Genomic DNA, 12914 nt, shown 5'->3' on the forward strand with positions numbered 1-12914 from the left:
GGCGGCGGCTCAGTCGTAGCGCTCGACGTGGACGTGCTTGCGGGGGACGCCGAGCTCGCCGCGGGCAAGCTCGCGCACGAGCGAGACCATCCGATCGAGGCCGCAGATGAAGACGTGCGGGGCCGGATCCCCGCTCACCCCGGCGAGCTCCCGGTAGAGCTCGGGCACGTGCGCCTGCACGTAGCCGCGGCGGCCCGGCCAGGACGGGCCGCCGCGCGAGAGCGTGATCTCGTAGCGGATCCGGTCCGAGCCGCGCGCGAGCGCCTCGAGCTCGTCGCGGTAGATGACGTCCTCCTCGAAGCGCGCGCCGAACAGGACCCACAGGTGCGCGGCCGCCCCGGCGCGCAGCGACGCGTGAAGCATGCTCCGGAGCGGCGTGACGCCGGTGCCGGTGGCGACGAACAGCGAGGGCGCTGGGCTCTCGGGATCGCGCGTGAAGAGCCCGTGCGGGCCGACGGCGCGGAGCGTCGCGCCGGGCTCCAGCCGGTGCAGGTACTCCGAGCCGGCCCCGCCCTCTACGCGGGTGACCGCCAGATCGAAGCGAGGCGAGCCGTCGGGCGCAGAGGCGATCGAGTAGGCGCGCTTCACCTCACCGCCCGGGAGCGGGAGGACGAGGTTGACCCATTGCCCGGCCTCGAACAGGAACGCCCTGCCGTCGCTGCGCTCGAACGAGAGCTCTCGCACGAAAGGGCTGAGAGGCCGGACGGCGACGAGGCGGGCTTCGAACGGTTCGGCTTGGATCATGATGGGGCCTCTGCGGGGCCACAGGCTGCCGGGCCGCGCGGGTGGCGAGGTCTTACCGCAGCCCTCGCCCTGGCCCAATCACGATCGGAGCCGTCATGGCGCCGCCGGACGGCGTGGAGTCGCGGAAGTCTAGGCCTTCCGGCTCCACGCCGCCGGCGCGCACGGCCGGGCCGCCGCCCGTTCGCGGCGCTCCGGCGCCGGAGCGCAGCGGATCTACCGCTGCACGCCCATGCGCCGGCGCTGCGGGATGTTCAGCGCCGGCCGGGAGCGGTCCTGGTGGGGGAGCTTGCTCGGCGGGCGGGGCTCCCTGTGCGCGGGCTTCGGCGCGGGGACAGGCCCCGTCTGCGGCGGGCGCCGGTCGGGCGTCTTGGCCGAGCCGAGCTCCAGTGTGCGTTCGGGGAGATGCGCGGGTCGCTCCGTCATGGAATCCTCCATTCGATCACTCATCACCACAGCAGAAAGAGCACCAAGGCTGAACGAACCCTTCGAAGAACCGGCTCTCATATACCCTCCATTCATCGTACGACCCCGGATTGCAGGCACACCGATGCCGCGACGGACGCTGGCCATGGACGCCGCCCAAAGGCCGCTCGACTGGCGCTCTCGCGCGATGGACGCACCTCCACGCATCGCCGGGGCAGGGCGGTCCGCATCACCACACGCCCCCTCGCAAGGCGCCTCAGCGCCTCGCCGTCAGGGGAGATGGCGAGTCGGACCGCCGCGCCACGAACCATCCGGCTCGGTGCTTCGCGCGAGCGGCCAGCGAGCGAGGGCGTGCGACCGCGAGGTCAGCGACCTTCAGCGCATCGGACTCGTTCGCATTTCGGCCACGCTCCGTCCCACGAGCACACGACCCACGCCCGCGCGGGAAGGCTGCGGGCGGCCGTCGTGGCTGCTCACGTGCGGCAGCAGAAGGGCGCCGTGTCTACCTGGGCAACAGGCGCTTCCCCTTCGGGGCCGCGTGACGGAGCGGTGGTATCAGAGGAAAGTGTGCATGATTGACGCGGGCGACGCGTCGACAGCAACGCTAGCACCGGAGCCAGAGATCGCCCAGCACTTTCTGGTGGTGGGGTGCTTCGGCCGAAAGTGGGGTCTTTTGAACCGCCAAGACGCCACAAGACGCCAAAAAACCACAAAATCTTGGCGTCTTGTGGCGTCTTGGCGGTTCCATCATTCCGGCAGGGGGGAGGAATTCCCCCACCCCATTTTCTGTGTCTTCGGAGGAGCGCTGTCCTCGCGGAGCGCTCCTCTCCTCATTATTACACTTCTGCTTCTCCCCCCGCTCCACGAGCGGCAGGAGCTCGCACGGGCGCCCCGAGCCACCGATCAGAACGTCAAGCGCAGCCCCACGCCGAGGGGGACCGCTCCAGGCGACGCGCCGACGGCGCCCGGACCGACGAGGAGGCGCGCGGCGGCCGGCCCGCGCCCCTCGAGTCCTCTCCGCAGCACCCGCTTCTTGCCGATCACGTAGAGCGGCAGGCCGACGCCAACCGCGGCCACGCCCCCGGCCGCCGTCGCCAGGGCCACCGTGTACGTGTCGCGGTGCTCCGTGGCGGCCTCGTCGTGGTTCGCGGTGATCAGCACGGCGCCGGTGACGAGGGCGGCTGCTCCGAGGCTCGCGAGGACGATCCCCGAGACCATCATGACCGTGCTGTTCCGCTCGGTCGTCCGCTCCACGAAGTCGCGGAGCTCTCTCTTCGTCGCCTCGATCTCCAGCTCGATCTGGCGCCCGTGGGCGTCTCGCATGTCCTCGTCTTCAACAAAATCGTGGACGGCGTCCGCCTCGTGCTTGAGCGCCTTGATCCTTGCCTCGTACGCAGCGACCGTCGCCTCCCACATGGCCTGCGGCGGGAGCCCCTCCACGGCCGGCGCGGCAGGGGGCGCGGAGGGCGCGAGCTGCGGGGGCGGCGTGCGGTCCGCGCCCTCCGCCGGCGTCTGCGCGGCTGCGCTCGACGCGAGCACCGCGCCGGCAAGAGCGAGCGCCCACGCGACGAGGCGGCGGCGCACCGCCGCCACGGAAGTGGAAGACACGCGCGCCGGGGGCGCGGAGGGATGCGCGAAACGGGAATGGACTCGTCCCATCGACGAGCGGCATACCTCAACCGTGGCGCAGGGACATCCGTCGCGTCCCGCTCGCCGGCTTACGCCCGCGATCGCGGCGCGCTCACCCCGCCCGCGGCCGGCCGCGGCGCTTGCTCCCCTCCCCGTCCCCGACCGGCCGCGCCTCGGCGGCCACGCGGAGCAGCTCCTGGAAGTGCCCCTCCACCGGGCCGAGGTCGATGCCATCCATGAACGAGGTGAACGCGAAATAGGGCAGCAGCGTCTGCCAGGCGCGAAGCCAGCCCGGCAGGTAGCGCGGCCGCTCCAGCACGCCGGCCGCGCGCAGGTCCGCCAGCACCGCGATGTCGTCGAGCGCGATCCGGCCGCAGACGAGCAGCTCCACCTCGTCGCGCAGGCCGCCGCGCAGGACCGCGGCCAGGAAGGCATAGACCTCGAGCAGGCCGGCCAGGTAGCAGGCGTCCTTCGTGAAGGGCGCGCCGCCCTCGACGAGCCCGCCGCGGCAGACGCGCTGGGCGTCGAAATAGGCGTCGCGGCGGCCGGCGCCGCGCTCGCGCAGGTACCTGTAGAGATCGAGGAAGCTCGCGCCCTGCTCGGCCATGTCCACGAGCCGCACCCGCTCGGCGAGCCGGGTGAGGCGGCCGATGGAGAGCGAGCGGCTGTACAGCTCGGCGAAGATGGCGAGCCCCTCCTGCGTGCGCGTGGTGCGCGGGCCGCCCGACCGCAGGAACGCGCACCGCGGCTGCGCCGCGCCGTTGTGCGCGGTGAGCGCGTGCGTCTCCACCTCGTGGTGCCACAGCCCCTCGGCCTCCCAGGACGCGAACGTGGCCTCCGGGCGGATGCGGACGCGGCTCATGCCGGCCACCACCTTGGCCGTGATCCGCGGGTCGAGCACGATCTCGAGGTCGAGCGGCGGCGTCCGCGCGGCGACGCGGGCGGCGAGCAGATCCCGGAGCGCGCCGGCGTCGAGCGGCTCCTCCTCGGGATCGCTGGCCTCGTCCCAGCCGTGGACGCGCAGGCGCGCCGTGAGGTGCTCGGCGAGGTCGATGTTGCGGACCTCGCCGCCGAAGAACCGCGAGCGCGCGCCGCCATAGAGCGCCCGCGACCGCTCGGCGAACTCGCGGGTCCCCGCCGCCTCGAGCAGCTCCGCGGCCTGGATCTGCGCGCGGACGTTGTCCCGCAGCCAGCCGAGCGCGGGCGCATCGCCGTCGATCGATCCGAGCAGCTCGCGCAGCTCGGCGATGCGCCGCGCGAGTCCGTCGCGATCCACGCGGTGCTCGATCTCGGGGAGGCGGTCCTCGCCGGCGGCGAAGAAGCGCTCCTCGACCTCGCGAGGCCAGGCGATGTCCTCCAGCAGCCGGAGCGCCTTGCCCTCGGAGAGGCGGGCGCCGACCCGATCGAGCTGCTCCAGCACGGCGCGGTCGATGCTCATGGCCCCATGCTCGCGCGAACCGCGGGGCGCGGAAAGCCGCCGGCGCGGGCGCTTGCGGCTCCGGCGCGGATCCGCGAGGGCGCGCGCCGGCGCTCCCCGTGGCCGCGCCGAGCATGTTGTTCAGCTCCTCGCATCCGGGATACATTGGAGCCTGAACCTCGATGAATGATGATCCCCAGCTGGCACACTGTACAGCACGAATCGGAACGGTCCTCCGGGGCAAATGGCGCATCGATTCGCTCATCGGCGTCGGCGGGATGGCTGCGGTTTACGAGGCGACACACAGGATCGGCCGGCGCTGCGCGATCAAAATCCTCCATCCAGAAATCGCGGTCTCGAAGGAGCTTCGAGCCAGGTTCGAGCAAGAGGCGCTCGCGGTAAACCAGCTCGGTCACCCCGCAGCCGTCAATGTCCTCGACATCGATACGAGCGAAGATGGCTCGCCGTTCCTGGTGATGGAGTTGCTCGACGGTGAATCGCTCGGCAAGCGCGCCCACGGCTCCGGCGGCATCGAGGAGCGCGAGCTGCTCCGCGTTGTCTCGACCGTGCTCGAGGTGCTCGAAGTCGCGCACGGGCTCGGCATCGTCCATCGAGACATCAAGCCTGACAATCTGTTTTTGACCTCTTCAGGCGGCGTCAAGGTCCTCGACTTCGGGATCGCTCGAATGCAACAGGGCGGCTCCAACGTTCATACACGCACCGGCGCGATGCTCGGGACTATACCTTACATGTCGCCCGAACAGCTCACGGGTGGCCAGATCGATGGGCGGGCCGACGTCTTCGCCGTTGGCGCGACGATGTTTCGAATCCTAGCAAAACGCCGTGTGCACGAGGGCTCCATGGAAAGCGAGCTCCTCATCAAAATGGCGACGCAGCCTGCGCCGGCCCTGCGCACCGTTGCCCCCTCTGTCAGCCCAGAGGTTTGCGCCATCGTCGATCGCGCGCTCGCCTTCGATCCATCGCGCCGCTATCCGACGGCCCGCGCCATGCGCGAAGACATCGAGCGGGTCTTGGGCGCCAATGCTACCCCTCACGCGCCAGCCCCGGTGTCGATCCGAGCCGACGTGTCGTCTCCCATCAGCGTCGATGGCCCGACGATGGCCGCTCCTGCTCCCGGCCAAGCGATGCAGGCACCGATGGTCGTCCCCGTGCTGCCTCAATCTGCTGCAACCAGCCCACGAACGAGCACGAGTTCGCCACTCTTGATGATTGCAGTGATTGCCTCGTTTGCTATCGCCGTTTGCCTCGCCGCTGTCTTCTTCGTTGTTCGTTCGCGAGGCTCCGACGAAGGCACTCGTGAGAGCGCGGACGACGAGACATCGCAAGAGGACAAGACGAGCGGTAGCTCTGGCACGATGGCCACGTCTTCCACTACCAGCACGCCATCCACGCCGTCCTCGATCGCTGCGCCCCCATCGACGCGCCGGCCCGCGCCCAATAGCAAGTATCGCCTCCTCGTCAAAGATGGCAAATATCCATTTTGCGTCACGTCAAAACTGAAACACGCCTATCCAGTACGCACGAATGACGAGGGCGTCAAAGTGTGCAGCGGCACCCCCGATGGCCCCATTCCGATTGAGGGCCTCAAAGCCTACCACCCCTCCGAGCTTCAATGGGAATAGCTTTGTGAGGTGCGGCGGCCTCGTCTTGCACCGTGGCGGCGTGCCGAAGAGCACCCAGCCGCCCAACTCTTCGGTCGCTGTCCCCCGATGTCTTCATCATGCCTTCGGGGCGGGAGGTTCCGGCGATGCGGGCGGCGACCAGCGAGCTACGGTTCGATGCACTGTGGACATCCTTGTAGGCTGATGTCGGCGTACGGAACCAGATCCACGAACATCGCGGAACTGCACAGGTTTTCCGTACGGAGGGTGGATTGAGCAGGATGTCCACTCGGACGGCGGTGCGGTTCCTCCGCTCTCAGCGCCTTTGTGCGTGTACAGTCCTCGGCATGCCAGGGACACTCCCACCCAAGGGGCCCTCAAGCACCGACGACGTCACGGTGCCGATGCTCGGGACACAAGGCGAGGCATCCGTCATTGAGCTCACAAGCTCGGCGCTGGTGGAAGAAATCGAGACTGCGGCGCGGCCGTGGTCGGACGACGCACCCACGTTGGTGCGCTCAGACAACAGAGCGCCAGCGCTGATCGGGAGCTTGATCTCGGAGCGGTACCGCGTCCACGAGCTCATCGGGGAGGGCGGCATGGGAGCCGTGTACCGCGGCGAGCAGGTGCACCTCCGCAAGCAGGTCGCGATCAAAGTCCTCCAGCCGAGCGCCCGGAACCTCCCCCAGATCGTGGCGCGGTTCGAGCGCGAGGCGATCGCGGGGGCGCATATCCAGCATCCGAACGTGGTCTCCGCAAGCGACTTCGGTCAGCTCGCGGATCGGTCGCATTTTCTCGTCCTCGAGTATGTCGAGGGCACCCCGCTCCAGGACGTGATCGCCTCGGCACCGCTCCCCGCGCGGCGCGCGCTCCACATCGCGCGGCAGATCGCGTCTGCTCTGGAGGCGGTGCACGCGAAGGGGATCGTGCACCGCGATGTGAAGCCGCAGAACATCCTTCTCGGCGCCCGTGATCAGGTGAAGCTCATCGATTTCGGCCTCGCCAAGGTGAACGTAGAGCTCCTGTCCACGGAGAGCCGCGAGGCTGCGCGCAAAGGCCAGGACCTCACCGCTGCCGACCAGGTCCTCGGCACGCTCAGTTATCTCGCGCCGGAGGCCGTGCGCGGCATGGATGCCGTCGATGCTCGCGCAGATCTTTATGCGCTCGGAATCATTTTGTACGAAATGCTGTCCGGGAGAAGCCCGTTCGACGCGAGCGACGGCCAATCTTCCTTCCGGAAGCGGCTCCTCGAGGATGCGCCCCCGCTCCGCCAGCGTGCTCCGGGATCAGGCATCCGCCCCGAAGTGGAGGCGCTCGTGATGCGGCTCGTCCAGCGAGACCCAATCCAGCGCTATCCGACGGCCACGAATGTGATCGCGGCCATCGACGGGGCCATTGCGGCGATGGAAGGCGCGCCGAGGCAGCTCGAGCCGACAGTTACGATGCAGCCCGGCGCTCCGGGGCACCAGACGAGCGCGACATCGCTCGCGTCCAGGTGGAGCTCGCCGGCGATGCGGCCGTGGCTCATTGCGTCCATCGTCGTATCGCTCTTGCTCAGCGTCGCGCTCTTGATCGCCATCCTGCTCAGCTGACAGAGACGCCCAATGGCCACATCGAGAGAGCAGGCTCGTCGCTCGACGGCAGCTCCATGAGCCCCGTCGGTTCGGTCCCCCGCCGCTGACGCCGCGCCACGGCCGCGCAGGGCGCCCTTCGCGAGGTGAGCTCCCTCAGCGACGCGGAAGCGGGGCCCCCGCCGGGATCCGCCCTTCCTCGACGGCCACGACGTAGGGCGGCAGGCGGCCCGACCGCACCGCGCGGACGTCGGCGCGCATCGTCGCCGCGTCCGGGTAACGCTCGACCTTGTCGAACGCGAGGGCACGATCCACGACGTCGCACACCTCCGAGGGCACGTCCGGCGCGCACTGCGCGAGCGACGGCGCCCGCGCCGTCGCCGCGGCGATGAGCAGGCGCGCCTCGACCACGTGGCCGTGGATCGCGCGACCGGAGAGCAGCCGAAACATCGTGGCGCCCAGGCCGAAGACGTCGGTCCGGCCGTCGATCTCGCGGACCATCCCCCTCGCCTGCTCTGGCGCCATGTACTCGCACGTGCCGAGCGCCACGCCCGTCTTCGTGGCCGTCTTCTCCGGCAGCTCCCCCATCCCGAAAGGAAGCGGATCGAGCACGCGGGCGATCCCGAAATCGAGCACCTTCACCCGCCCATCGCTCCCGATATGCAGGTTCTCGGGCTTGAGGTCCCGATGAACGACGCCGTACGCGTGCGCCACGACCAGCACATCGAGGACCCGCTCGGCGAGCGCCAGCACCTCGCCCACCGCGAGCGTCCCCACCCGGGCCATGCGGTCGAAGACCGTCTCGCCCTCGAGCACCTCCATCGCAAGGTAAGCGGCGCCGTCGTCCGCGACGCCCGACTCCAGCACGAGCGGCAGCCCCTCGCAGAGCGGGCCGACAGCCGCCAGGGCGCTGCCGATCGGGCCCTCGCGCAGGAAGCGCTTCCGGAGCTCCTCGATCTGGCTCAGCGACGGGTGCAGAACCTTCACCGCCGCGGCGCAGCCGTCAGCGCGCCGGCCGAGGAAGACGCTCGCCATCCCGCCGCCACCGAGCACGCGCTCCACCGTCCAGGTCCCGATCTGGGTGCCGATGCGCCGCGCCGCGAGCTCCTCGTCGTCCATCGAGCGGGCGGATGGTACCATCCCGTTCACCAGGAGCGATCGCGAAAGGCCCAGCAGCGTCGAAGCGGCCATCACGATGCGCCACGCCCATCGCCGCAAGCGTCGTTTCCGCTGGACTTTTCGCGGGCGCGGATGCCCTTGATCCCGCGCCCGGCGGACCGCCACGGCGCGGTCGAGCGCGCGTGCCGCGGCGCCCTCCTCGCGGACGCCATGACAGCAGCGCATGAGCGCGACGCGACGATCAGTCGGGGCATGGGGCCCCGCAGGCCATGACGTTGCCAGGACAGGCTTCTATCTGCCCGAGACACGTGCCGATGACGCAATCGGAGCCAGGCGTGCAGTACACCAAACATGGCGCGCTCGTCATGCAATTGACCGAGCAATCACCTTCGCACCAGATCTTGTGCATCCCCGATCCCATGCAGTTCACCAGCGCGTCTCGGCGCGCCCCGATGTCGCAGACGGTCCCGTCCTGACAAGCAATCTGGCACGGTTCATCGCACACGTGATCGCAGTCGTTTGTCAGCATACAGCTGGTCCGCTGCGACGCGCCGCGCCCTTCCTCGGGGCCGCGGCTCGATGGGCCAGGGAGGCGAGCTCTCGTGTCGCCCTTCTTCTCGGGGCCGGGATCCGGAGCCTTTGCCAGGAGGCGCTCCGCCGCCGGGCCACCGGGGACCTTGGCGGGCGGTGAGGCCGCCGGTCGCTGCGCGCCGGTCGCCCCCGGCGATCTCGCGTCGGGCTCGACGTTCACCGCACGGAGAACCACGGCGGCGAGCACGCCCGCGGCGAGCAGCGGGAACGCCAGCACGGCCCATCGCAGCCTCCGTCCACGTACCGTGGTCGCGGTCCACGGCGTCGCCTGGGTGAACCCCGACGCCGCCGGTGAGGGGGCACGAGCCGGAGCGACGGCCGATCCGCCGCCCGGGACGCCCTGCGCGCTCGACCTATTCGGGGCGCTGGCGATGGAGACATCGCGGATGACGCTCCCCATGTCACCTGCCGGCGGCGAGGCGGGATGCAGGCCACCGGCGCCCGAGGCGCGCACCGAGACGGCCGAGGAAGGGGCGAGCCCCTGCGGCATCCACACCGTCGTGGCGGTGCTGAGCGGATCCGCCGCGGGGGCCCCGGCCGCGCCGAACCGCAGGGCAAAAGCGGGCGGTTGACCGGCGAGGACCGCGCGCACGTCCTGCTGCATGACCGTCGCGCTCGGGTAGCGCTCGCCTCGGTCGAACGCGAGCGCGCGATCGACGACGGCACACACCCACTGCGGGGTCTCCGGAGCGACGCTCGCTAGCGGCGGCGCAGGCAGCGTGGCCATCTTGACGACCAGATCGGTGTCAGAGCTCGCGTCGTGGATGCGCCGCTTCGTGATCAGACGAAACATCGTCGCTCCGACCGCGAACAGGTCGGCACGCGCGTCGATCTCGTCGCCTCTGACTTGCTCCGGTGGCATGTAGGCGACCGTGCCGAGCGTCGTTCCCGTGCGCGTCCGAACGTAGTCGGCCGCGGCCTGCCTGACGCGGGCGACGCCGAAGTCGAGCACTTTCAGGCGCCCGTCGCGGAGGCGGAACAGGTTGTCTGGCTTGATGTCGCGGTGGATGATGCCGTGCGCATGGGCCGCTGCCAGCACGTCCAGCAGCCCGTCCACCATGGCCAGCAGCTCGGCCATGTCCATCCTGCCCAGGCGCCTTCCGTACCCGGCGAGCGACTCACCATCGAGCAGCTCCATGACGAGGAACGGGCAGCCGTCCGCCGTCGTGTCGATATCGCGTATCTCCACCGCGCCGGGATGGACGAATCGATTGACGGCTTGCGCTTCCTGATCGAACCGCGCACGCAGCTCGGGCATGCGCGCGATCTCGGGGTGGAGGATCTTGATGGCATCTCGCCGCCCGATCCTGTGCGCGCCGACGTAGACAGCGGCCATGCCGCCCGAGCCCAACAACCGCTCGATCGTCCACTTCCCGCACAACACTGTGCCAACTCTGCGCTGCAGTTCCTGGTCGTCCATATCCGGGTTCAGGGTTGCTAATTTGCCGAACGGAGTCCTCGCGGCGCCCCAGCACCGCCCTGACCGTCGCCCATCCTAGCCGATTGGCCGTGGCGTCGTGATCGCGCGACATCGTCGTGACCGCGCGACACTCGGCATGCCGTCCCGGGTGTGTCGACGACCGAGCGCAGCCGCAGGCCGGCTAGGCCGACAAAAAGCGCCCGAGTCGAGACCAGCGCCCTGCCCTCGGCGCGCATGTCGCGCGGAGGGAGCGTGACCGTGGATCCGCCCGAAAACCGATGGTACCGTCGGCGCGATGTCAGGGAGCGTGGACCAGCTCGAGGAACACCGCGCGGCGCTCACAGGGCACTGCTACCGGATGCTCGGCTCCGTGGTCGACGCCGACGACGCCGTGCAGGAGACCATGGTGCGCGCCTGGCGGAGCCTCGACAAGTTCGACGGGCGATCGTCGCTGCGCACCTGGCTGTACCGCATCGCGACGAACGTCTGCCTCGACGCGCGGGCCGATCGCGCGCGCCGGGCGCGCCCGCTCGAGGAAGGCCCTGTCGGCACCGTGGACGACGAGCTCCAGACGCGCCCGCGCACGCACTGGCTGGAGCCCGTCCCCGACGCGCACGCCCTCCCGGCGGACATCGACGCCGCGGAGCGGGTGGTGCTCCGCCAGAGCATCCGCCTCGCGTTCGTCGCGGCGCTCCAGCACCTTCCGCCGAAGCAGCGCGCCGCGCTGCTGCTCACGGAGGTGCTCGGGTGGTCCGCCGCCGAGGTCGCCGACAGCCTCAGCACCTCGGTCGCCGCGATCAACAGCGCGCTCCAGCGCGCGCGGGCGACGCTCGCGAGCCGCGATCTCGGCGACGTGCGCGCCACGCTGCCGGAGCCAGAGGCGGCTCTGGTCGACCGCTACGTCACCGCCTTCGAGCAGTACGACGTGGACAGGCTCGCGGCGCTGCTGCACGAGGACGCGACCCTGTCGATGCCGCCTTACACCCTCTGGCTCCGCGGCCCCGACGCCATCCGCGCGTGGCTGCTGGGCCGGGGCGCGGGCTGCCGCGGCTCGCGGCTCGTGCCGACGGCCGCCTGCGGCTCGCCGGCGTTCGGCCAGTACCGCCCCGCGCCGGAGGGCGGCCACCGGGCCTGGGCGCTCATCGTGCTCGAGCTCGCGGGGGACCGCATCGCCAGCATGACGTCCTTCCTCGACACCGAGACGCTCTTCCCGCGGTTCGGCCTGCCGCTCGAGCTCCCCGCGTAGCCCCCGCGCCCGGCCGGATCGGGGCGGCGATCTTTTTTTCCTGTCGACCGATGAGTCCCGGCGCAGGCGGGGGTCTGTGGGGGTGAACTCCGGCACGACGGCCCCCTTGGCCGCGCTCGTGGCCGGCATCACCCGGCGTCCATGCTCGAACAGGAGAAGAGGACCATGACAACGAACAGCGCTCGCAAGATCTTCGTCAACCTGGCCGTCCGCGACCTGAAGCGGTCGATGGAGTTCTTCGCGAAGCTCGGGTTCGAGTTCAACCCGCAGTTCACGGACAGCAACGCCGCCTGCATGATCGTCAGCCAGGAAGCCTTCGTGATGCTCCTCGCGGAGCCGTTCTTCAAGGGCTTCACGAAGCGGGAGATCTGCGACACGCGCACGCACACGGAGGGGATGTTCGCGCTCTCGTGCAGCAGCCGGGCCGAGGTCGACGAGATCGTGAAGAAGGCGATCGCGGCGGGCGGGTCGCACGCCATGGATCCGCAGGATCACGGCTTCATGTACGGCTGGAGCTTCTACGACATCGATGGTCACCACTGGGAGGTCGTCTGGATGGCCCCCGAGGCGATCCAGTCGTAGCCGGCGCCTCGACGAAGGAGAGAAGGAGGAGAGCCATGGTCGAGAGCCAAACAGCGAACAGCGATAGCTTCCAGGTCACGACGCCGTCGGCGGACGAGGTCCGCATGACGCGCCTGTTCGACGCGCCGAGGCGCCTCGTGTTCGAGGCGATGACGAGGCCCGAGCACATCAGGCGGTGGTGGGGCTGTCTGGGCGAGGGCTACTCGGTGCCCGTCTGCGAGATGGACCTGCGGCCGGGCGGCAAGTGGCGCTTCGTGAACCGCCACCCCGGGGGCGAGGCCGCCTTCCACGGCGAGAACCAGGAGATCACGCCGACGAGCCGGCTCGTGTTCACCGAGATCTTCGAGCAGTTTCCGGACACCGTCACGGTGGTGACGGCGGTCTTCACCGACGAGGGCGAAAAGACGCGGCTCACGGCCACGGTGCGTTATCCGTCGACGGAAGTGCGCGACATCGTCCTCGCGTCCGGGATGCCCAAGGGCGCGGGCATCAGCTACGACCGCCTCGAAGATCTGGTCGCGCAGCTGCAGCAGCGATGAGCCGACCGGCC

At 70.0% G+C, this 12914-nt stretch carries 11 protein-coding genes; 5 read left to right on the plus strand and 6 right to left on the minus strand.

Going from position 1 to position 12914, the window contains the following annotated elements; genetic code table 11:
- Positions 1–9 precede the first annotated feature (9 nt).
- From POL72_RS05980 to POL72_RS05995, 4 genes are all read right to left on the minus strand, one after another.
- The gene (locus tag POL72_RS05980; protein WP_272094047.1) at positions 10–744 is read right to left on the minus strand and encodes a ferredoxin--NADP reductase; all 735 of its coding nucleotides are present in this window, start codon (positions 742–744) and stop codon (positions 10–12) included.
- Positions 745–957: 213 nt separating this feature from the next.
- Positions 958–1167, minus strand: coding sequence for a hypothetical protein (locus POL72_RS05985; protein WP_272094048.1), 210 nt, complete (start codon positions 1165–1167; stop codon positions 958–960).
- Positions 1168–2070: 903 nt separating this feature from the next.
- Positions 2071–2775, minus strand: coding sequence for a hypothetical protein (locus tag POL72_RS05990; protein ID WP_272094049.1), 705 nt, complete (start codon positions 2773–2775; stop codon positions 2071–2073).
- 133 nt (positions 2776–2908) lie between these two features.
- Positions 2909–4234, minus strand: a complete 1326-nt coding sequence (locus POL72_RS05995) for a peptidase MATCAP family protein (RefSeq protein ID WP_272094050.1) — start codon at positions 4232–4234, stop codon at positions 2909–2911.
- 161 nt (positions 4235–4395) lie between these two features.
- Between POL72_RS05995 and POL72_RS06000 the strand changes: the two genes are divergently transcribed.
- Positions 4396–5856 carry a serine/threonine protein kinase gene (locus POL72_RS06000; protein ID WP_272094051.1) on the plus strand — a complete coding sequence of 487 codons (1461 nt, stop codon included), beginning with the start codon at positions 4396–4398 and terminating at the stop codon, positions 5854–5856.
- Between the two features lie 530 nt (positions 5857–6386).
- Positions 6387–7427 carry a serine/threonine-protein kinase gene (locus POL72_RS06005; protein WP_272094052.1) on the plus strand — a complete coding sequence of 347 codons (1041 nt, stop codon included), beginning with the start codon at positions 6387–6389 and terminating at the stop codon, positions 7425–7427.
- A gap of 135 nt (positions 7428–7562) precedes the next feature.
- Here POL72_RS06005 and POL72_RS06010 read toward each other — a convergent pair whose 3' ends face one another.
- On the minus strand, positions 7563–8597 hold the full coding sequence (locus POL72_RS06010; protein ID WP_272094053.1) for a serine/threonine-protein kinase: 1035 nt from the start codon (positions 8595–8597) through the stop codon (positions 7563–7565).
- Positions 8598–8766: 169 nt separating this feature from the next.
- Positions 8767–10536 carry a serine/threonine protein kinase gene (locus tag POL72_RS06015; RefSeq protein WP_272094054.1) on the minus strand — a complete coding sequence of 590 codons (1770 nt, stop codon included), beginning with the start codon at positions 10534–10536 and terminating at the stop codon, positions 8767–8769.
- 295 nt (positions 10537–10831) lie between these two features.
- Here POL72_RS06015 and POL72_RS06020 point away from each other — a divergent pair, with 295 nt between their 5' ends.
- From POL72_RS06020 to POL72_RS06030, 3 genes are all read left to right on the plus strand, one after another.
- Positions 10832–11782, plus strand: coding sequence for a sigma-70 family RNA polymerase sigma factor (locus POL72_RS06020; RefSeq protein WP_272094055.1), 951 nt, complete (start codon positions 10832–10834; stop codon positions 11780–11782).
- 165 nt (positions 11783–11947) lie between these two features.
- Positions 11948–12364: a VOC family protein gene (locus POL72_RS06025; RefSeq protein ID WP_272094056.1), complete on the plus strand. Its 417-nt coding sequence runs from the start codon at positions 11948–11950 to the stop codon at positions 12362–12364.
- Between the two features lie 35 nt (positions 12365–12399).
- Positions 12400–12903, plus strand: coding sequence for an SRPBCC family protein (locus POL72_RS06030; RefSeq protein WP_272094057.1), 504 nt, complete (start codon positions 12400–12402; stop codon positions 12901–12903).
- The last annotated feature ends 11 nt before the right edge of the window (positions 12904–12914 follow it).

The organism is Sorangium aterium (genome assembly GCF_028368935.1).
GTDB lineage: Bacteria > Myxococcota_A > Polyangia > Polyangiales > Polyangiaceae > Sorangium > Sorangium atrum.